Source organism: Blastomonas sp. (assembly GCF_030373265.1).
Lineage (GTDB): Bacteria > Pseudomonadota > Alphaproteobacteria > Sphingomonadales > Sphingomonadaceae > Blastomonas.
Genome location: NZ_JAUCZC010000001.1, coordinates 191,392 through 210,447, shown reverse-complemented (window position 1 = coordinate 210,447; position 19,056 = coordinate 191,392). Strand labels below are relative to the sequence as shown.

At 62.0% G+C, this 19,056-nt stretch carries 18 protein-coding genes; 5 read left to right on the top strand and 13 right to left on the bottom strand.

Annotated elements, in window-relative coordinates; all coding sequences use genetic code 11:
• Positions 1-44: 44 nt before the first annotated feature.
• Positions 45-1,847, bottom strand: coding sequence for an ABC transporter transmembrane domain-containing protein (locus tag QUV11_RS00975; protein WP_300880056.1), 1,803 nt, complete (start codon positions 1,845-1,847; stop codon positions 45-47).
• Positions 1,848-2,192: 345 nt separating this feature from the next.
• Between QUV11_RS00975 and QUV11_RS00970 the strand changes: the two genes are divergently transcribed.
• Together QUV11_RS00970 and QUV11_RS00965 are read left to right on the top strand one after the other, a co-directional pair.
• Positions 2,193-3,413: a polyhydroxyalkanoate depolymerase gene (locus tag QUV11_RS00970; protein WP_300880018.1), complete on the top strand. Its 1,221-nt coding sequence runs from the start codon at positions 2,193-2,195 to the stop codon at positions 3,411-3,413.
• 70 nt (positions 3,414-3,483) lie between these two features.
• A complete protein-coding gene (locus QUV11_RS00965; RefSeq protein WP_300880017.1) occupies positions 3,484-4,455 on the top strand; it encodes a dipeptide epimerase in 972 nt (323 codons plus the stop codon).
• Between the two features lie 74 nt (positions 4,456-4,529).
• On the opposite strand, the gene QUV11_RS00960 is transcribed toward QUV11_RS00965, so the two are convergent.
• The 7 genes from QUV11_RS00960 to QUV11_RS00930 all read right to left on the bottom strand — a co-directional run bounded on the left by QUV11_RS00960 (position 4,530) and on the right by QUV11_RS00930 (position 10,251).
• Positions 4,530-5,012 (bottom strand): pyridoxamine 5'-phosphate oxidase family protein, encoded by a 483-nt coding sequence (locus QUV11_RS00960; protein ID WP_300880016.1) that lies wholly within the window; start codon positions 5,010-5,012, stop codon positions 4,530-4,532.
• A gap of 79 nt (positions 5,013-5,091) precedes the next feature.
• Positions 5,092-5,547, bottom strand: a complete 456-nt coding sequence (locus QUV11_RS00955) for a D-Ala-D-Ala carboxypeptidase family metallohydrolase (protein WP_300880015.1) — start codon at positions 5,545-5,547, stop codon at positions 5,092-5,094.
• Positions 5,548-5,652: 105 nt separating this feature from the next.
• On the bottom strand, positions 5,653-6,828 hold the full coding sequence (locus QUV11_RS00950; RefSeq protein ID WP_300880014.1) for an acetyl-CoA C-acyltransferase: 1,176 nt from the start codon (positions 6,826-6,828) through the stop codon (positions 5,653-5,655).
• 50 nt (positions 6,829-6,878) lie between these two features.
• On the bottom strand, positions 6,879-7,337 hold the full coding sequence (locus QUV11_RS00945) for a MaoC family dehydratase (RefSeq protein ID WP_300880013.1): 459 nt from the start codon (positions 7,335-7,337) through the stop codon (positions 6,879-6,881).
• A gap of 180 nt (positions 7,338-7,517) precedes the next feature.
• Positions 7,518-8,696: a mechanosensitive ion channel domain-containing protein gene (locus tag QUV11_RS00940; RefSeq protein ID WP_300880012.1), complete on the bottom strand. Its 1,179-nt coding sequence runs from the start codon at positions 8,694-8,696 to the stop codon at positions 7,518-7,520.
• A 27-nt stretch (positions 8,697-8,723) separates the two neighbouring features.
• Positions 8,724-10,085 (bottom strand): putative O-glycosylation ligase, exosortase A system-associated, encoded by a 1,362-nt coding sequence (locus tag QUV11_RS00935; RefSeq protein ID WP_300880011.1) that lies wholly within the window; start codon positions 10,083-10,085, stop codon positions 8,724-8,726.
• On the bottom strand, positions 10,078-10,251 hold the full coding sequence (locus tag QUV11_RS00930) for a hypothetical protein (protein WP_300880010.1): 174 nt from the start codon (positions 10,249-10,251) through the stop codon (positions 10,078-10,080). The genes QUV11_RS00935 and QUV11_RS00930 overlap by 8 nt, the downstream gene beginning before the upstream one ends.
• A gap of 121 nt (positions 10,252-10,372) precedes the next feature.
• Between QUV11_RS00930 and QUV11_RS00925 the strand changes: the two genes are divergently transcribed.
• Both QUV11_RS00925 and QUV11_RS00920 read left to right on the top strand, forming a co-directional pair.
• Positions 10,373-11,620: a TIGR04063 family PEP-CTERM/XrtA system glycosyltransferase gene (locus QUV11_RS00925; protein ID WP_300880009.1), complete on the top strand. Its 1,248-nt coding sequence runs from the start codon at positions 10,373-10,375 to the stop codon at positions 11,618-11,620.
• A 25-nt stretch (positions 11,621-11,645) separates the two neighbouring features.
• On the top strand, positions 11,646-12,956 hold the full coding sequence (locus QUV11_RS00920) for a hypothetical protein (RefSeq protein WP_300880008.1): 1,311 nt from the start codon (positions 11,646-11,648) through the stop codon (positions 12,954-12,956).
• Positions 12,957-13,038: 82 nt separating this feature from the next.
• Here QUV11_RS00920 and QUV11_RS00915 read toward each other — a convergent pair whose 3' ends face one another.
• The 4 genes from QUV11_RS00915 to QUV11_RS00900 all read right to left on the bottom strand — a co-directional run bounded on the left by QUV11_RS00915 (position 13,039) and on the right by QUV11_RS00900 (position 15,792).
• Positions 13,039-13,482 (bottom strand): biopolymer transporter ExbD, encoded by a 444-nt coding sequence (locus tag QUV11_RS00915; protein ID WP_300880007.1) that lies wholly within the window; start codon positions 13,480-13,482, stop codon positions 13,039-13,041.
• Between the two features lie 52 nt (positions 13,483-13,534).
• On the bottom strand, positions 13,535-14,065 hold the full coding sequence (locus tag QUV11_RS00910) for a biopolymer transporter ExbD (RefSeq protein ID WP_300880006.1): 531 nt from the start codon (positions 14,063-14,065) through the stop codon (positions 13,535-13,537).
• Positions 14,066-14,256: 191 nt separating this feature from the next.
• On the bottom strand, positions 14,257-15,027 hold the full coding sequence (locus tag QUV11_RS00905) for a MotA/TolQ/ExbB proton channel family protein (RefSeq protein WP_300880005.1): 771 nt from the start codon (positions 15,025-15,027) through the stop codon (positions 14,257-14,259).
• A gap of 102 nt (positions 15,028-15,129) precedes the next feature.
• Positions 15,130-15,792 carry an energy transducer TonB gene (locus QUV11_RS00900; protein ID WP_289618691.1) on the bottom strand — a complete coding sequence of 221 codons (663 nt, stop codon included), beginning with the start codon at positions 15,790-15,792 and terminating at the stop codon, positions 15,130-15,132.
• Positions 15,793-16,100: 308 nt separating this feature from the next.
• On the opposite strand from QUV11_RS00900, the gene QUV11_RS00895 reads away from it, so the two are divergent.
• Positions 16,101-16,931 (top strand): hypothetical protein, encoded by an 831-nt coding sequence (locus QUV11_RS00895; RefSeq protein WP_300880004.1) that lies wholly within the window; start codon positions 16,101-16,103, stop codon positions 16,929-16,931.
• A gap of 45 nt (positions 16,932-16,976) precedes the next feature.
• Here QUV11_RS00895 and QUV11_RS00890 read toward each other — a convergent pair whose 3' ends face one another.
• Positions 16,977-19,043, bottom strand: coding sequence for a S9 family peptidase (locus QUV11_RS00890; protein WP_300880003.1), 2,067 nt, complete (start codon positions 19,041-19,043; stop codon positions 16,977-16,979).
• Between the last annotated feature and the right edge of the window lie 13 nt (positions 19,044-19,056).

Below are 19,056 nucleotides of genomic sequence, written 5' to 3'. Positions count from 1 at the left end.
AACCGGCAGAGAATCAGGCGCTTGCGACATCGATGGCACCGCCATCACTCCGCCGCCAGCGGCCCTTCGGTGAATTGCAGGCTGGACAGCCGTGCATACAGCCCGCTGCGTGCCGACAGTTCGTCATGCGTGCCCTGCTCGACGATGGCGCCATCGCTCATCACGATAATGCGGTCGGCCGAGCGGATCGTCGCAAGCCGGTGCGCGATGACCAAAGTCGTGCGCCCCTGCATCAACCGCTCGAGCGCGTTCTGAACCAGTTTTTCGCTCTCGGCATCCAGCGCAGACGTCGCTTCATCGAGCAGCAGGATCGGCGCATTGCGCAGCAGCGCGCGGGCAATTGAAATCCGCTGACGCTGCCCGCCCGAGAGCCGTGCACCGCCCTCGCCCATATAGCTGTCGAGGCCCTCGGGCAGCTTGCGCAGAAACTCTTCCGCATTGGCAGCGCGGGCCGCATCCCAGATCTGCTCGTCGGTGGCGGTCCAGTTGCCATAGCGCAGGTTGTCGCGTGCGCTGGCGGCAAACAGGACGCTGTCCTGCGGAACGAACGCCATGCGCTGGCGGATCGCTTCGGGGTCGGCAGAGGGCAGCGCCACGCCATCGATCCGGACCGACCCTGCTTGCGGATCGTAGAAACGTTGCGCCAGCTGGAACAATGTGGACTTGCCGGCACCTGACGGCCCGACGATCGCCACGGTCTCCCCTGGGGAGACCTGCAGCGAAAAATCCTTGAGTGCCAAGGTGTCGGGCCGCGTGGGATAGGCAAAGCTGACGTTCTGGAAGCTGAGCTGACCACGCGGCGGCACCGGCAGAACGATGGGGTTGGCGGGCGCGCGGATCTCCGGCTGCTCGTTGAGCAGTTCGTTGAGCCGTCCGGCGGCCCCCCCTGCACGCAGCAGGTCGCCATAGACTTCGGTCAGCGCCCCGAAGGCACCCGCGACCAGGCCGCCGGTGAGCACGAATGCCGCGATGTCGCCGCCCGACAGACGCCCTTCGATGACGTCGACCGCGCCCTGCCACATGATCATGGTGATCGCGCCGAAGATCAGAGTGATAACAACGGCGGTCAGGCTGGCGCGCAGCGTGATGCGGCGGCGCGCTGTGGCGAAGGTGGTCTCGACAGCCTCGCCGAAGCGGTTCGCCTCGCGGTCTTCCTGACCGAAGGCCTGGACGATCTTCATAGCCGCGAGCACTTCGGTGATCGTGGCGCCGACATTGGCGACTCGATCCTGGCTCGATCGAGCGACCTTTTCGAGCTTGCGGCCGATAAAGACGATGGGGAGCACGATCACCGGGATGCCCAGCAGCAGCATGCCGGTCAGCTTGGGAGCGAGCGAAAACAGATAGGCAATCCCGCCGATGCCGACCACCAGATTGCGCAACGCGACCGAAACGGTGGTGCCCACCACCTGCTCGACGATCGCGGTATCCGATGTCATCCGCGAGGCGATTTCGGAAGGACGGTTAGTCTCGAAGAAACTGGGCGCCAGCCGCAGCAGGTTGCGCTGCACCGCAAGCCGGATATCGGCCACGACGCGCTCGCCCAGCCAGGAGACGAAATAGAAGCGCAGCGCGGTCGAAAGCCCCAGCACAACGGTGATCATGAACAGGTAGCGAAACCAGCGGCCGATATCCTCGGTGCTGCCGCCGGCATCGAAGCCGCGGTCGATAACCATCTTAAACCCGGCAGGGATGGCCAAAGTCGCCCCCGCAGCGACGGTCAATGCCAGCATGGCGCAGGCAATCTGCCTGGGATAGGCCGAAGCAAAGCGCATGATCATCGCCAGATTGCCGATCTGGCGCGGATTGCCGCGCTTACCCTTGGCAGGGGCGGTATCGTCGGCCACCACCGCCGATGCTGCGCCGGCCTGATCAGGGACAGCCACGTCAGAGGCTGTTGAAATGTGTGTTTGCGCCATGGCAGAGCGCCTAGCAGGCCTGCCAGTTCCACTCAACGATTTTGGCAGGCCATAGCGTTTCGGAAGCGACGGCACGCGCCCTAGAGATCGTGCCCCGCGATACGCGTTTAAGTGAACCGTTAACCGGACTGTGTAACGGTCATGTCGGGCAACCTCGGACCCATGTTATGCGTAAATCGCTTGTGTTTTTATGGGTGCAGCGCAACATTGGAGGCTGAGAGGCCTCCGGACAGAGCTGCACCAAGCGGACACGGCGGTTTGCAGGGGAATTACATGCTTTACCACGCTTATGAACTTCAGCGCTCGTTTCTCTCGAGCGCGAGCGCCATCGCGACGATGGGCGCCAATATGCTCAACAGCCCGTTGAACCCGATGACCTATTGGGGCGGGCAGCCGATCCTGGCGTCCGCGCTGGAAGTTTTCGCGCATGCATCGGCGCCCTATGGCAAGCCGGCGTTCGGCATCGAAACGGTCGATATCGACGGTGTCGCCAGCGCCGTGGACGAAGCGGTCGTGCTCGAACGCCCGTTCGGCAGCCTGTTGCGCTTCCGGCATGCGATGCTGCCTGACGACGCGCCGCGGCTGTTGATCGTTGCGCCGATGTCGGGCCATTATGCCACTCTGCTGCGCGGCACTGTCGCGCGGATGATCCCCAAGCACGAGGTGTACGTTACCGACTGGGCCGATGCCCGCGACGTTCCAATGAGCGAGGGCAACTTCGACCTGGACGATTACATCGACTATCTGGTCGGTTTTCTCGAGCATATCGGCCCTGGCGCGCACATGCTCGCCGTGTGCCAGCCCTCGGTGCCCAGCTTTGCCGCCGCCGCACTGATGTCGGCTGACGAACACCCCTGTCGCCCCAAGTCGCTGACAATGATGGGCGGCCCGATCGATACCCGCGAGGCGCCCACGGCGGTCAACACCATGGCTACCAAACGTCCGTTGGCGTGGTTCGAGCAAAACGTCATCGCCAAGGTACCATTCCAGTACAAAGGTTCCGGGCGCAAGGTCTATCCCGGGTTCATGCAGCTTACCGGGTTCATGTCGATGAATCTCGGCAACCACATGATGAGCCATTGGGAGATGTTCAAGCATCTGGTCACCGGCGATGATGAAAGCGCTGATTCGACCAAGGATTTCTACGATGAGTATCGCTCGGTCTGCGATATGACCGCGGAGTTCTATCTGCAGACGGTCGAAAACGTCTTCCAGACTCACAGCCTGCCCAAGGGCGAGTTCATGCATCGCGGCAAGCGCATCGATCCGGGCGCGATTACCGATATCGCGATGCTCGCGATCGAGGGCGAACGCGACGATATCAGCGGTCTGGGCCAGACTCGCGCCGCGCTGACGCTTGCCCCCAAGCTGCCCAAGGCGAAAAAGAAGTACCTGATGGCTGAGAAGGTAGGCCATTACGGCATCTTCAACGGCAGCAAGTGGCGCGAACGGATCGCCCCCGTGGTCGAAGACTGGATCGCAGCGCACAATTGAATGCGGATCGGGGCGGCAACTGGCCTGTTTGGCCCTTGCCGCCTCGCCGCGCGCCGCCTATCGGGCGCGCATGATTAACCTCAAGACCGTTCGCGTCGAACGCTTTGCCGTCGATGGCAGCTTCATCATCAGCCGTGGCGCAAAGACCGATGTCGATGTCGTCTATTGCGAGGTCACCGACGGTACCCATGTGGGGCGCGGCGAAGGCACGCCGATCTATTACGAGGGCGAGACCGCAGAGCTGTGCGCCGAGGCGATCGAGACTCGGGCGCGGCAGAACCGCCCGCTGCTTCGCGAGGATCTGCTCCAGACGATGATGGAGGGCGCGGCGCGGAACGCGCTCGATGCAGCCTTGTGGGACCTGGAAGTGCGAGCGTCGGGCAAGCCCCTGTGGCTGCTCGCCGGGCTTCCCGAGCCAAGGCCACTCGTCACGGCCTTCACCATCTCGCTCAACGACCCCGAAACGATGAAGGCGGATGCGGCGAAGGCCGCGGCCAATGGCTATCCTTTGCTGAAGCTGAAGCTCAATGGCGTGGATGATCTGTTGCGCGTGGAGGCCGTACGCATCGGCGCGCCAGATGCCCGGCTGATCATCGATGCCAACGAGGCGTGGGCGGATGTCGATCTTCAGGAGATGACGGCGTCGCTGAAGAAGCTTGGCGTTGAACTGATCGAACAGCCCGTGGGGGCCGGGTTGGAAGACGACCTCGAAACGGTAACAACTTCACTGCCGTTCTGCGCCGACGAGAGCTGCCACGTCGCCGAGGATATCGACCGGATTGCCGGCAGTTTTCACGCGATCAACATCAAGCTCGACAAGGCAGGCGGGCTAACCGAGGCTTTGCGGCTGAGCGAGGCCGCCAAGGCACGTGGGCTCAAGACGATGGTCGGCTGCATGCTGTCGACCAGCCTGGGTATCCACCCCGCCTTCCATCTGGCGCAGACCGCCGACTGGGTCGATCTCGATGGACCTGCCCTGCTTGCGCGCGACCGCGAAGGCGGATTCCGCTTTTCAGGCGGCGTGATCAGCTTACCCGAATGAGGTGTCGCCGCCCGCTCGGTTTACGGGCGGGCGGCGAAATCGGCTGTCAGCGTTCTTGGGCGCCGACGAGTGGTTTAGAGCGCGGTTTCGACGTGCTTGCCCTCGAGATCCTTGGCGCTCATCGTGCCACCGAACATCATCTTGAGCTTCCCGACCAACGTCATGTCTGCCTGCCAGATTTCGATGTCGGTCGGATCAAAACGGAGCATGACCAAATCCGGGTCAGACTTGCCCTGTTCGTACCAGGCTTCCACCGAATTGGACCAGAATTTGTCGATGATCGCTGGGTCGTTGTCGATCGTCAGCGAGCCGGCGATGCATGCGAACAGCTTGTGCCCCTCGCCGACATACTGCGCCATCGCGCTGTTGGTCGAGGTCAAGCCTTCGACCAGACGGCTCGAACGCGAACCATAAAACCAAATCGAGCCGTGACGGTCATCGAACTGTGCGGTCATCGGCATGCTGTGCGCCGCCTGTGCGGGCAGACCCAACATCAGGAACGGGCTGGAGTCGAGTGCGCTCCAAAAAGCGTCAAGCGATTCATGGGTATCGGACATGGGGGTCTCCTGTGATTGATACAGGATGGTACGGCTGGCCCGGCAAGCCGTTCCCACAAGCGTCGCGGCTGCTCGCCCATTACCAGTCTACGTTGACGCCGCGCGTATCGACATGGGCAAAGCTGGAATACTGGCCTATCCCGCCCTTGAACATCTGTTCCTCGTTGCGGATTACCCGCAACGTCCGCACCCACTGGCCGACGGTGCTGCCACCTTCGACCACGAAATCGAGCGCGTTGAATTTCATGTGCTGGCTGTTCTTGGCACCACCGATCGCGCGGTTGTATTCGGGGCTGCGGTAGGCATTGGTGATGCGGACCGGCGCGCCGATCCGCAAGCGGAAGGCATCGAGCACCTGTGCGGTGCGCGCCATGTTGCTCCACAACTCCCTGGGCGGCAGCGTATTCTTGCCGAACGCGGGGCTGTGCGGATCGCTGTGCCTGCCACCGGTAACCAGAAACTCGTACGGCTTGAAAAATCGCAAGTTCAAGCCGGTGACAAACTCGGCAAATGCCGCGTGATCGAATCCTGACATACTCCCTCCTTCGCTCCGGCCATCACAGCCGGAGCGAAGTATCGGGAACCGGTCGGCATTACAGAACCGAAGTCTGGTCCGGAATGGACCAGACTAAACGGAGGATCAGAAGACTTCGAACAGGCCTGCGGCGCCCATTCCGCCGCCGACGCACATCGTCACGACGACATATTTCGCACCGCGACGCTTGCCTTCGATCAGCGCATGGCCGGTGCAGCGCGCGCCGGTCATGCCATAAGGGTGGCCGATCGAGATCGAGCCGCCATTGACGTTGAGCAGCTCGTCGGGAATGCCGAGCACGTCCTGGCAATACAGCACCTGCACCGCGAACGCTTCGTTGAGCTCCCACAGGCCGATATCGTCCATCTTCAGGCCGAAGCGCTTGAGCAGCTGCGGCACCGCGAACACGGGGCCGATGCCCATTTCGTCAGGCTGAGTGCCGGCGGCGGCCATGCCGACATAGCGGCCCAGCGGCTGCAGGCCCTTATGCTCGGCAATCTTGGCTTCCATGATCACGCACGACGAAGCACCATCGGAGAGCTGGCTGGCGTTGCCGGCGGTGATGTTCATGCCCGGGCCCATCACGGGCTGCAGACCCTTCAGGCCTTCCAGCGTGGTGTCGGCGCGGTTGCCTTCGTCCTTGGTCACTTCGACATCGGTCATCGTGACCTCGCCGGTTTCCTTGTTCTTGAACGCCATCTTCGCTTTCACGGGGATGATTTCGTCGTCGAACTTGCCCGCGGCCTGGGCAGCGGCGGTGCGCATCTGCGAGCGATAGGCGTATTCGTCCTGACGGTCGCGGCTGATGTTGTAGCGCTTGGCGACGGTCTCTGCGGTTTGCAGCATCGGCATGTACACATCGTTGTGCATCGCCAGCAGCTCCGGATCGGGCGCGACGCGCATTTCGGGGGTCTGCACCATCGAGATCGATTCGACGCCGCCAGCGACGACGATGTCCATGCGGTCGACGATGATCTGCTTGGCGGCGGTGGCGATCGACATCACACCCGACGAGCACTGGCGGTCGATCGACATGCCGGCGACGGTGACGGGAAGGCCGGCACGCAGCGCGGCGGTGCGGCCGATGGTGTGCTGCACGCCCTGCTGGAGAGCGGCGCCCATAACGACATCATCGACCTGGCCGCCTTCGATGCCGGCGCGCTCGACAGCAGCGCGGATCGAATGGGCGGCCAGCGTCGGCGACGGGGTGGCGTTGAAACCGCCGCGATAGGCCTTGCCGATCGGGGTGCGGGCGGTGGAAACGATAACTGCATCACGCATGGAAATTCTCCTGTCAGGCGGCGAGCGAAAGTCGCTCGGCGCCGGTCAAATCACACAAAAAACTGGCTGATCCACTCGGCCATGACGGCGGGCTTTTCTTCGCCCTCGATTTCGACGCTGAACTCCAGCGTCTGCTGCCACTGGCCGGGGCGCTTTTCTTCAAGTTCGAGCAGCTTGAAATGGCCGCGCACGCGCTTGCCCGAGCGCACTGGCGCCAGGAAGCGAACCTTGTTACCACCGTAGTTGACGCCCATCTTGACGCCGTCGACGCGCGGGCAATCGGACTTGGCCATCAGCACCGGGAACAGCGAGAGCGTGAGGAAACCATGCGCAATGGTTCCGCCGAACGGCGTCATCTTGGCCATTTCCTCGTTGACGTGGATGAACTGGTGATCGCCGGTGGCATCGGCGAACTTGTTGATCATCTCCTGGTCAACCAGCAGCCATTCGGACGTGCCCAGCGTGTTGCCGACCATGCCCTGCATTTCCTGCGCGGAAATTGCGCTCATATTCGCTCTCCTGTTGATGGTTCAGCGATCGCCCTTTTTGACAACGCGCCGAATGAACTGGCGCCTTTTGGCGCTTTTCCGAGCTCGATACAAGGCCCGAGAGCACGCCGCTACGGCATGCACCGCCCGCACACTGCTTTACGCAAACGGAAAGGCTCAGCAGTTGTACGAATCGCTCGTTCAGTGCTGACCGTCGACCGTGACCGCAAAGCCGCCTTCGGGATAGGGCAGCACCATCCGCCCGTCCGGCGCCGCGGTAAACGACGTCTGGGTCGGATAGGCAAACTCGAAGCCTTCGTTGTTGAAACGCTCCAGGATGGCGAGTCCGATCCGGTGCCGGGCCTCGAACACCTCGTCGAAGTTGGCGCTCATGATGTCGAAATCGAGCTCGAAGTCGATCGAGCTCGCGCCAAAGCCGACGAAGCCACAGCGGATGAACACGCCACCGGCTTGCTCAACCAGTTCGCGCACCATCTCGGGGACCAGTCGCGCGCGTTCCGGCGGCGTCTGGTAGATCAATCCGATCATGTAGCGCGTCCGCCTGCGGTTGAGCCTGGTATAATTGATGATCTGCTTCGACAGGAGATTGGTGTTCGAGATGATGATCTCTTCGCCATTCACCGAGCGCAAGCGCGCGCTCTTCAACCCGATCTTCTCGACCGTCGCGGTGGTGGAATCGAACCCGATCGTCTCGCCGCGCTTGAAAGGCTTGTCGAAGATGATCGACAGCGCCGCAAACAGATCGGAAAAAATGCCCTGTGCGGCCAGGCCGATGGCGATGCCGCCGATACCCAGACCGGCGATCAGGCCGGTGACGTTGACGCCCAGATTGTCGAGCACCATGATCGATGCAATCGCGAACAGCACCACCGTCACCAGCAGGCGGATCAGCGACATCGCATTGGCCAGCGTCTCGCTGCCGGCATCGTCGCTCACCGTCGCGCGGCGTTCGATCATCCCCAGAATGATCTCGCGTGCCCAGATCGCGACCTGGAACACCGAAGCAACGGTGAACAGAAAGCTGACGGTCTGGACGATGCCGACGGGAGCTTCGGAAAACCCGACCACCAGACGCACCGCGACCATGATCAGGAAATACTGCTTGGTCTTGGACAGGGTCCGCGCAACGATTGCGGCCAGTGAAAGTCTGTCTTCCTGGCGGTAAGCGTAGATTCGCGCATGCCGCTGCAGATAGGCCAGAGCCAGATAGATTGCGGTGCCGATGCCGGCAGCGATCGCGATCTCGACGGCATGATCGCTAAGCCAGGTCCAAAGCCCGCTCAGCCTGCGTTCGACATCTTCCGCCGTGATCGGCTCAACGAGGGCGGGTCCGTTACCCGCAGGCGCATTGGTAGTCATCCCCGCCAGTTAGGCAACCCGGGCGGCTCATGCAACCCACGTGGCCGGTTTCACGGGCGCCAAGGGACGAAAAGCCGCGTCCTTGCGACGCCGCGCCAGATAGGTATCGAGGCCGATCTGCAGCGCTATCAACATATAGATGAACGGTTGGAACGCGATGCCGACAAACAACGAGCCCACCATGTAGATGATCTGGCCGTTCTGCAGCGCCAGTGCCAGCGGCACGACCCAGGTTTCATCGGGCCGGTTGCGCTTGCGGTGAAGCCGCTGGACCACCTCCATCCGCCAGATGCCGCCCAGATGGATGATCAGCCACAACGTCAGGCCGACGAAGCCCTGCTCTCCGAGCATCTCGAAATAGCTTGAATGATAGGCACGTCCGGAATCGGTGATTTCCTGCTTTTCAATCTGGGTGTTGGGGCCATCCCCGGTGGCAGCGACGGTATCGAATTTGACCTTGTTCTGCAGATAGGCCTCGAAGCCGCCACCCAGCGGGTTGGACTTGACGTAGTTCCAGGTCCACGCCCACACCGCAACGCGCGTCGATGCGGACTGGTCTGCCTGATACTCGCCGATCGTCGCCATGCGGTCGCTATAGCTTTGCGGCAGGAACGGCACCGCGACCAAGGCCAGCGCGAATGCCACTCCGGCATAGAGAAAGCGGTAGCGGACGAATCGCAGCATCAGCACCGCCAGCACGCCGATGCACACCAGGCCGGTCCGCGCTTGCGTCCCCACCGGGATCAACAGGCACGCGAAAACCAACGCATAGACAAAGCCCTTCACGCGCCAGTCGGTCGGAAAAATCGTGCCGAATTTGGCAAGCCAGAGGATCAACGGGATGATGCAGACCGCCACCGTCGAGATGATAGACCCCTCGTAGAGACCGCTGTTGTCATCGACCAGCAGCCGCATCACGCCATAGCCCCCGCCCCCCGATGCGATGGTCTTGATGCCGCCGGTAATGATGATCGAACTCGCGCACAGCACCATCATCAGCGCCAGCGCTTCGATCCGCAACTTGGTGCGGAGCGTCAAAGGCAGGAACATCGCGAAGATCAGCGCTTTCCACACCCACGCCCATTTTCCCTCCGCGTCGACCGGGAAGTCGGCAACGCTGGTGGTGTAGGCGCAATATGCCAACAGCAGCGCCATCACGCCTTGGCGGAAGGACACGCGCATGTCGCGTTTGTCGTCTGCGATCAGCCAGCCCAGGAAGGCCAGGCCGAAGACGATCAGCGAAACCGGCACCGCGTTGAGCATCCAGTAGCTCAACCGCTGGGGTGCGACGATATCGACATAGGCATAGGCCAGCACGAAAATGAATGGCCGTTTGAACCCCAGCGCCAGGAACGCCATCAGGAAGCCGACAAAGGCCAGGTCACGCATCAGAACCGCCTGTCGGTCGATCGGTGGTGCTGGCGCGGAAGAAACCGCTGGGGGCATCGTCCTTGGCCGGTGGATCCTCCTTGTCGAGGTCGGGGCGCCAGACGAGACGCCACGCCGTCAGCGCGACAAGCAGATGGGAGACCGCAATGGCAAAATTATCGACCATTATTGCGGTCCTGTAATCCCTTTGGCACGAGCGACTATGCACCGGGCGCAGCGAAGTCTAAAGCCATAACCGCAATGGGTTGACGCGGCGTTAAACCTTTTGCGCCATAGGTTTGGCCGTCATGACCCGGATACTCCACATTCTCGACCACAGCCTGCCGCTGCACAGCGGCTATGCTTTTCGAACCCGCGCCATCCTGAAGGCCCAGCAGCGATCGGGGCTTGAGGTGCGCGGCGTAACCAGCGTCCGCCACCAAGCGTCGCTGCCCGAGGGCAGCACGGTCGAGCCCGTCGAGGTGCACGATGGGCTGACCTTCCACCGCACAATGGAAAGCGTGTCGGGACCGCCAGGCCTGCGCGAATGGCGCGACATTGCCGCGCTCGCCCGCGCTGCCGAGGCCACCTGCGCGATATGGAAACCCGACATCCTGCACGCCCACTCGCCTGCGCTCGACGGTCTGGCCGCGATCCGGGTTGGCAAGAAGCTTGGCCTCCCGGTGCTGTATGAAATCCGCGCGTTCTGGGAAGATGCGGCAGTCGGCAACGGCACCGGCACGCAAGGATCGCCCAAATATTGGCTTACCCGCCAGATGGAAAACCGCGCGGTGGCTGGCGCCGACGCTGTCGCGGTGATTTGCGACGGCTTGCGTGACGATCTGATCGCGCGTGGCTTCCCCGCTTCCAAGATCATGGTCTCCCCCAATGGCGTCGATATGGAAATGTTCGGCACGCCGGTGCCGGCAGACCCTGCACGGGCGCAGGCGCTCGGCCTCGTCGGCAAGACGGTGATCGGCTTTATCGGCAGCTTCTATCCCTATGAAGGCCTCGACGACCTGATCGCGGCCATGCCGTTGCTGCTCGCGCGCGATCCCGACATCCGGCTGTTGCTGGTCGGCGGCGGCCCCGCCGAAGCTGCCCTGCGCGCGCAGGTAGCCGCCTCGCCTGCCTCCAATGCCATCTGCTTTGCAGGCCGGGTGCCGCATCACGAGGTCGAGCACTACTACAGCCTGATCGACATCCTGGCCTACCCGCGCAAGGCCATGCGGCTGACCGAAACGGTTACCCCGTTGAAGCCGCTCGAGGCGATGGCTCAGGGCCGGCTGGTCGCAGCATCCGATGTCGGTGGGCATCGCGAACTGATCACCGACGGGCTCACCGGCACCCTGTTCGCACCCGACAGCCCCGCTGCCATCGCCCAGTCCCTCGCGGACCTTGTTGCCGCACGCGATACCTGGGATGCCCGGCGTCAGGCTGCACGCGCCTTTGTTGCCGAGGAACGCAACTGGGCGCGCAACGTCGAGCGTTATCAACCCGTTTACCACCGCATGCTAGACGATCGCGCAGGCACGCGCATTTGCAACGCCGCCTGATCAGGGCGCAGCTACAGGTTTGACCATGACAAGCGACACGCGAGACGACGGCACAGAAGACGGCATAGCGGCCGGATCGCCGGCCCGCGTCCGCTATCCCACCGCGATCGCGATGGGAGGTGGGCTCGCAGCCGCCGTCGGCAGCAGCTTCATTCCGATGAACGCTATCGAGGGCTTCGTGAGTGCTTATGGCATCGCCGAATTGCTGCCCGCTGCCGCGCCGCCGCTGGGCACCACTGCCCGGCTGGCGCTGAGTACGGGACTAGGAACTTTGACGGCTGGAGCGCTGCTGGCGTTGCTGCCGCGCGGGGAGAACGACGTTATGGGGTATGAAACTGTTGTGAAGACGGATGCGGCCAACCACTCGCCCGAAAGCGAAGCGGTCCCGGCGCGCAGCGGCTCGGGCCTCTCGAAGCTGGGCGGATGGCTGCGGACCTTGAGGTTTGGAAAGGCGGAGCCGGACGAGGACGAGGTCACCGACTTTGCCGATCTCAACCGTCTGCGGATGCGGGTCGGTGACCAGCACCCCGACGCACCGGTCCGCGCGCCCATCATGGCGAACAGCGATCTGGGCGTCCCGTTCGACAGCCCGACCGACACGAACGAGGCTGCGCAAGCCGACGAGGCCATGAGCCCCAGCCCCGACGAACAGCAGCTTGATCTCGACGCCAGCATGGCGCTTGCGCCAGCGGCCGAACCGGCCCCCTCGCCCGCTGCCTTTGGCGACCCAGCGATGCGCTTTGCTCCCCCGGCGGAGCATTTCGCCTCGAAGGATGACGACAGCGAAACCTGGGCCGCCAATGCCGACCGGATGGTGAACGCCGACACAGTTGATGACAGCCCGGCCATCGATGCGCTGTCTGACGCGGATCCGGACGATCTGACGCAGATTGCCATTCCCGAGCTGCTCGACCGCCTCGAGCGTGGCCTAGCGCGGCGTCGGGAGCGCGCGTTTGCAACGGCGGATGGTGGCCGTATGTCCGCCAGCGTTGCGGCGGTGCCACCCGCCTTCACGCCAGCGCCAGTTCAGCCTGATCCCGGGTCGGACGGGAGCAGCGCATCGCGCTTTCGCCTGCGCATGACGCCGGCGGTAGCGGATGACGCTGCCGAGGCAGTAGACGATACCGCCTCCAGAATCGCGCGTTTGCAGGGACCGTTAGACATCGAGACCTCGGTGACCCTCGAGGACACGCAACCGGACGCCGCCGAGAGCGGTGTGACCGCACAGGACGAACCGACGGGCGCTTCGCCCCCGGCTGACGAGGATATGGACGCAGCCTTGCGCGACGCGCTTGCGACGCTTCGCCAACTTTCGGATCGGCAGCGCAACGCCTGACGACCCAGGCGAAGGACAAACAAAAAGGGGCGGCGTATCGCTACGCCGCCCCTTTTTTGACTCTTGAAAGAAGGTCGTCCGGTTATTCGCCGGCTGCCTTCTGGAACGAGCCATACTGCTCGTTACCCACGAAGCCCAGCTTGGTCACACCGCTGCGCTTGATCACGACCAGAACTTCATCGACGATCTGGTAGCGGGCGCGGGCGTCAGGCTGGAACTGCAGTTCCGGCTCGGGATCCATGTTGCGTGTCTGCGCCAGAATGCCAGCCAGCTGACTCTGCGATACCGGAGTTCCGTTCCACAAAAGCGTGTCACTGGTATCCACAATCAGCTTGTTCTTTACCGGTTCGATCAACACCTCGGGAGGTGTCGGGCTGTCGACCGGCAGGTCGATCTTGACCGCATGGGTCTGGACCGGGATGGTGATGATGAACATGATGAGGAGCACGAGCATGACGTCGATCAACGGCGTCGTGTTCATCTCCATCATCGGCTCGCCATCATCGCTGCCGCCACTCATTGCCATATCAAGCTACTCCAAATGTCTCAAGTGGAGGCCGTGTTGACCACGGCCTCAATCAAACTGCGGTCAGATCGATCGGCGAGGAGATAAAGCCAACCTTGGCAAAACCAGCACGCTGCATCGTAAAGATCGCGCCGCCAATGCACCGATACGGAGCATTGATATCGCCACGAATATGAACCTCAGGCAAATCTTCTTCCTCGAGGTTTTCTACACCGCCTGCTGTTTCAATGATCGCCTCAAGCCGCTTTACAGCAATATCAAGCAATTCCTCATCATTAACCGGAGTCACGTTCACATACACGCGACATTCGCCGTTCGGGCTCGCCCCGGCAAATCCGGTGTCGCCAGGGCTCAAGCCATTCGTGTCGGTCGTGGTGACGGACAGCAGGATGTTTTCAGCCTTGGTTTCGGTTGGTTCGAACTCGACGACCGGAATGGTCAGGTCGTCAACAGTCTGGATAACCACCGGAATCGCGATCAGGAAGATGATGAGAAGCACCAGCATGACGTCCACAAGCGGCGTCGTATTGATGTCAGACATCGGCTTTTCCTTGCCGCCGTCGCCTCCAACGCTCATTGCCATCGCAATAAATCCTATTCTCTACTTACCGAGCCAAATGGCACCGGATTGGTTTTGCCTTGCGCATCCGCACGCAGCAATCACGAGCATCTCGTCGCCAGCGTCAATCTGGCGGCAGGTGAATGCGCCAGATGCTGACATCACCATCCGGCGGGCGTTTCTGCAAACAACCCGCCGGATCGATGAAAGGTCTCTTACTTCTTGATCGGCGCTGCGACAGCAGGCTTGGCAACCGGAGCCGGCTTGCCAGGGACCGCAGGAGCGGCCGGCACAACCGCACCGTTCGATGCCATGTAACCCAGAACGTCGGTCGAGAACGCGCTCAGCTGAGCAGCGATCTGCTTGTTGCGAGCCTGGAGCCAGTTGTAGGCAAGCACGGCGGGAACAGCAACGCCCAGACCCAGTGCGGTCATGATCAGTGCTTCACCAACCGGACCAGCAACCTGGTCGATCGATGCCGAACCCGAGATGCCGATCTTGATCAGTGCGCGGTAGATACCGATAACCGTACCGAACAGACCGATGAACGGCGAGGTTGCACCCACGGTTGCCAGGAACGGCAGGCCGCCAGCCAGCTTGGCATTGATCGCGGCTTCCGAGCGGTTCAGCGAACCGTGCAGCCAGTCATGCGCTTCGACCGGATCGGTCAGCTTGGCATGCTCTTCCTGAGCCTTGATGCCGTCGTCGACGATCTGGCGATACGCGGTGTTCTTGTCGAGCTTGGCGGCACCTTCCTTGATGCTGCCTGCACGCCAGAACGTGTCACGAATCTTCTGGCCCTGCGAAAGAACCTTCTGCTGTTCGAACAGCTTGGTGAACAGAATGAAGAACGAACCGAACGACATGATCCCCAGGATACCGACGGTCGCGTATGCGATCACACCGCCCTGTTCGAGTGCTTCCATGAAACCAAACGCATTTTTCGGCGCTTCAGCTCCAGCCGCAGCAAGCATTTCAATCAACATCAAAACTTCCTCTCAGAGAATATATAGAGCGCCGTCAAAAATCGGAGCGTCTAAAAACCAAAACCTAAACCCAATCCGCCGCAGCGGCATCCAGTCCAAAGATTACCTCGGGATTTCCCAGCGAACAGCACTCGCCCAGGTATCCCCAATCGCATTGCCTGCTGCGTCCTGCGCAGGCTTGAAGCGGGCCCTGCGGGTCACGTTCTTGCAGGTTGCCTCGTCAAGATCGGCATGGCCGCTCGATCCGGTAATCTGACAATCGGTGACACGGCCGTCGGGACCGATGTTCACACGGAACCGGGTGGTACCGGTGCGTTCCTCACGGAGCGCACGCGCCGGATAATCGTTTGGCGTGGCCCAACTGCCCGGATTGCCGCGTGGCGATGCACCCGATGCCTTCGAAGGCGCCGGAGGCGGAGCAGGCGGAGCCGGCGGCGGTGCAGCGATAGGCTGCGGGATAAACACCGGCGGCGGAGTGTTGGTTGTGGTGATGGTCGGTGCCGTGGTTGGCGGCGTCCGCACGATAGGCGGAGGCGTGACGACCGGCGGTGGAGTTATCGGCTGGTCGGGCGGCGGCGGTGGTGGAGGTGTTTCCTCCACAACCTCTTCTTGAACGTCGACGACGTTCAGCTTTTCCGCGACCGTTTTGACCGCGCTATATGCAAGTCCCGTTACCAAGGCATAGATCACCACAATGTGGATCACCGCTACGACAACGAGGGAAACTATCTTGTTTCCGCTTGCCTGTTGATCAGCATAGGCCATTCAGAAACGACGCTCCTTACCCTTATTAAACCTGTCCCCCGGATAGCGCCTATCTTGCAATCTGCGACACCCGGACAAACCAGCCGATGACCGCGGCTGGTGCTTCAAACGCATGGATTGCGGATTGCAACCTGTATGGTTGCTCCGCGGTTCCGACGCATTTCAGCCTCTGGTTTGTTTTTCTCTTGCCCGAATGAGGATTTAACGCGCAACTTATCAGCAGGCAATCGCTTAAATGGATTCAGTTTGAATTAACCTTTGAGCTCCGAAAGCCACCACTCCACCCAGCTTTGCTAGGAGAATGATCCATGCCCCGCGCCCTGACCAGTCTTGCCGTCGCGACCGCTCTCGCAGGCGCCATTTTCCCCGCAATTCCCTTGTATGCGCAAGCTTTGCCGGTGGCTGAGGATTCAGAATACGTGGCGATTGCCAGGCTGGCGGACACAGCGCCGCTGGTGCTGAAGGTGGAGGTTTCACGCACCATCACCGTGGAAGCTGACCGCGCGCCCGACGTTCCCCCCAACATGGCGCGGTTGTTTGTAGAGGCCGAGGTTATGAATCTCATCCGCGGAAAAGCGGGCGTTTCCGAATCGATTCGCTACCTTGTGGACGTTCCACGGGACGCGCGCGGACGGGTGCCCAAGCTCAGAAAGGCACAATTCCTTCTGTTTGCACGCCCCGGCGCGCGGCCTGGCGAGGTCCAATTGATCTCAAAGAATGCGCAGATCGCATGGAGCCCGGCCGCCGATCAACAGGTGCGCGCGATCGTCACCGAGTTGGTCACGCCCGATGCCCCCCCTGTCATTCGCGGCATCCGCGAGGCGCTGCATGTGCGCGGCAATCTTCAAGGCGAAGGTGAAACCCAGATATTCCTCGCCACCGCCAATGGCGAGCCGGTGTCGATCAGCGTGCTGCGTCGCCCCGGCCTTGCGCCCCGATGGGCCGTGTCGCTGACCGAAATCGTCGACGAGGCAGCCGCGCCGCCGCGTCCCGGTACCCTGTTGTGGTATCGTCTGGCGTGTTCGCTTCCCGCTCAGATCCCTGCGCGGGCGCTGGTATCCGATACGCCTGCCGACAATGATCTGGCGCGGCGCGACTATAACTACGTTCTCGAGCAGCTGGGGCCGTGCAGCGGATAAGCACTGCCCTGCCCCATTGCCCGCGGACCTAGCCCCCGCTGGCGGTCACTTGCCGGTCATGTCCATCTGCCACAGCAGGAAGGCGAATTCCTCGGCGGTTTCCTTGAGCGAATCGAACCGGCCCGACTTTCCGCCATGCCCGGCGCCCATATTGGTCTTGAGCAGCAGTATGTTGTCGTCGGTCTTGGTCACGCGCAATTTGGCAACCCATTTGGCCGGTTCCCAATAGGTCACCCGCGGGTCGTTGAGCCCCGCCGTGACCAGCATCGGCGGATAAGCATGCGCGCCGACATTGTCGTAGGGGCTGTACGACCGGATCAGATCGAAAGCGGCCTTGTCGGTGATCGGGTTGCCCCATTCGGGCCACTCGCCAGGAGTGAGCGGCAGCGATCCGTCGAGCATGGTGGCGAGCACATCGACAAATGGCACATGCGCCACCACCGCGCCCCACAGCTCGGGATCGGAATTGACGATCGCTCCCATCAACTCGCCACCGGCGGACCCGCCGCTGGCGGTCACTCTGCCTTTCGAGGTGTAGCCGCGCTCGATCAGCCCCTTGGCGACATCAACGAAGTCGTTGAACGTGTTCGTCCGCTTGGCCAGCTTGCCATCGAGATACCATTGCCGCCCGAGATCGTCGCCGCCGCGGATGTGCGCGATCGCATAGGCAAAGCCGCGATCGACCATGCTCAGCCGGGTAACCGAAAAATTGGGCGGGATCGAATAGCCATAGGCACCATAGGCATAAAGATGCAGCGGCGCGCTGCCGTCCTGCTTGAAGCCCTTGCGGTAGATCACCGACACCGGGACCTGCGTCCCGTCGCGCGCGGCGATCATCACCCGTTCGGTCACATAATCAGCCGCATTATAGCCCGACGGCACTTCCTGCACCTTGAGCACCGTCAGCTTCGCGCTGGCGACGTCATAGTCATAGACCGTGTCGGGGGTAACCATCGATTCATAGGCCAGCCGCAACACCGTCATGTCGAATTCGGGATTGTCGCCGAGCGACGCGGAATAGCTTGCCTCGGGGAATGTGATCGGTGTCACCTTCGACGGGTCGGCATAATCACGGATCTCGATCTGATCGAGCCCTGCCCGGCGGCCCTCGACGACATAGAAGTCCTTGAAGGCGGTCACGTCGGTCATGTAGAATTCGTCCGACCCCGCGATAAGCGTCGTCCACTCGGCTGGGCTGGCAATGGTCGCGGTCGCCAGACGGAAGTTGATGTGCTCATCATTGGCATGGATGAACAGCGTCCCGTCGCGCTCTTCGACCGCATATTCGACGCCCTTCTGCCGTGGCCGGATCAGGATCGGCTCGGCCTGCGGATTGTCGGCAGGCACCAGGCGGATCTCGCTGGTCTCGTTATCCCCTGTGGCGATGACGATGTATTTTTCCGACGAGGTCGTGCCGATATCGACGCGGAACCCTTCATCGGCTTCCTTGTAGAGCTCGACATCGCTCTCGACCGGGGTGCCCAGCACGTGCAGCCGCGCATTGTCGGTGCGCCAGTTGTCGTTGGCGAGGCCATAGAGCAGCGCACCGGAATCGGCGCGCCAGATCAGCGAGGACAAGGTGCCGGGAATGACATCGGGCAGGATCTCCCCGGTGGTCAGATCCTTGATCCGCGCATCGAACCGTTCGGACCCGTCATCATCCACCGCATAAGCGAGCAGATTGCCGTCGGGGCTCACCGAAAACGCGCCAAGCCGGAAGTATTCGGCGTCCTTGGCCAGCTCGGTCTCATCGAGGAGCAGCACCTTGTCGCCGCCGGCCACAGGCTTGCGATACCATTTCTTGTATTGCGCGCCCTGCTCGTACTCGACCCAGTACAGCCAATCGCCGTCCTTCTGGGGAACGGAAGCGTCATCTTCCTTGATCCGGCCCTTCATTTCCTGGAACAACGTCTCGATCAGGGGTTCTTGGGGCTTCATCTGCGCCTCGAACCAGCTGTTCTCCGCCTTCAGATAGGTCAGGATTTCAGCATCCTCGACCTTGGGATAGCCCGGATCGCGCAGCCAATGCCAGGGATCCTGGAGGGTCACGCCATGGCGTTCGAAGCTGTGTGGCTTTTGCGGGGCAATCGGCGGCGTGGTGGCTTGCGACATGGATGAACTTTCG

Coding starts and splice junctions, on each gene's coding strand:
- QUV11_RS00950 (WP_300880014.1), bottom strand. CDS start 6,828: ATGCGTGATGCAGTTATCGTTTCCACCGCCCGCACCCCGATCGGCAAG.
- QUV11_RS00890 (WP_300880003.1), bottom strand. CDS start 19,043: ATGTCGCAAGCCACCACGCCGCCGATTGCCCCGCAAAAGCCACACAGC.
- QUV11_RS00940 (WP_300880012.1), bottom strand. CDS start 8,696: ATGACTACCAATGCGCCTGCGGGTAACGGACCCGCCCTCGTTGAGCCG.
- QUV11_RS00920 (WP_300880008.1), top strand. CDS start 11,646: ATGACAAGCGACACGCGAGACGACGGCACAGAAGACGGCATAGCGGCC.
- QUV11_RS00895 (WP_300880004.1), top strand. CDS start 16,101: ATGCCCCGCGCCCTGACCAGTCTTGCCGTCGCGACCGCTCTCGCAGGC.
- QUV11_RS00930 (WP_300880010.1), bottom strand. CDS start 10,251: ATGGTCGATAATTTTGCCATTGCGGTCTCCCATCTGCTTGTCGCGCTG.
- QUV11_RS00925 (WP_300880009.1), top strand. CDS start 10,373: ATGACCCGGATACTCCACATTCTCGACCACAGCCTGCCGCTGCACAGC.
- QUV11_RS00970 (WP_300880018.1), top strand. CDS start 2,193: ATGCTTTACCACGCTTATGAACTTCAGCGCTCGTTTCTCTCGAGCGCG.
- QUV11_RS00960 (WP_300880016.1), bottom strand. CDS start 5,012: ATGTCCGATACCCATGAATCGCTTGACGCTTTTTGGAGCGCACTCGAC.
- QUV11_RS00900 (WP_289618691.1), bottom strand. CDS start 15,792: ATGGCCTATGCTGATCAACAGGCAAGCGGAAACAAGATAGTTTCCCTC.
- QUV11_RS00935 (WP_300880011.1), bottom strand. CDS start 10,085: ATGCGTGACCTGGCCTTTGTCGGCTTCCTGATGGCGTTCCTGGCGCTG.
- QUV11_RS00905 (WP_300880005.1), bottom strand. CDS start 15,027: ATGTTGATTGAAATGCTTGCTGCGGCTGGAGCTGAAGCGCCGAAAAAT.
- QUV11_RS00915 (WP_300880007.1), bottom strand. CDS start 13,482: ATGGCAATGAGTGGCGGCAGCGATGATGGCGAGCCGATGATGGAGATG.
- QUV11_RS00955 (WP_300880015.1), bottom strand. CDS start 5,547: ATGTCAGGATTCGATCACGCGGCATTTGCCGAGTTTGTCACCGGCTTG.
- QUV11_RS00945 (WP_300880013.1), bottom strand. CDS start 7,337: ATGAGCGCAATTTCCGCGCAGGAAATGCAGGGCATGGTCGGCAACACG.
- QUV11_RS00910 (WP_300880006.1), bottom strand. CDS start 14,065: ATGGCAATGAGCGTTGGAGGCGACGGCGGCAAGGAAAAGCCGATGTCT.
- QUV11_RS00965 (WP_300880017.1), top strand. CDS start 3,484: ATGATTAACCTCAAGACCGTTCGCGTCGAACGCTTTGCCGTCGATGGC.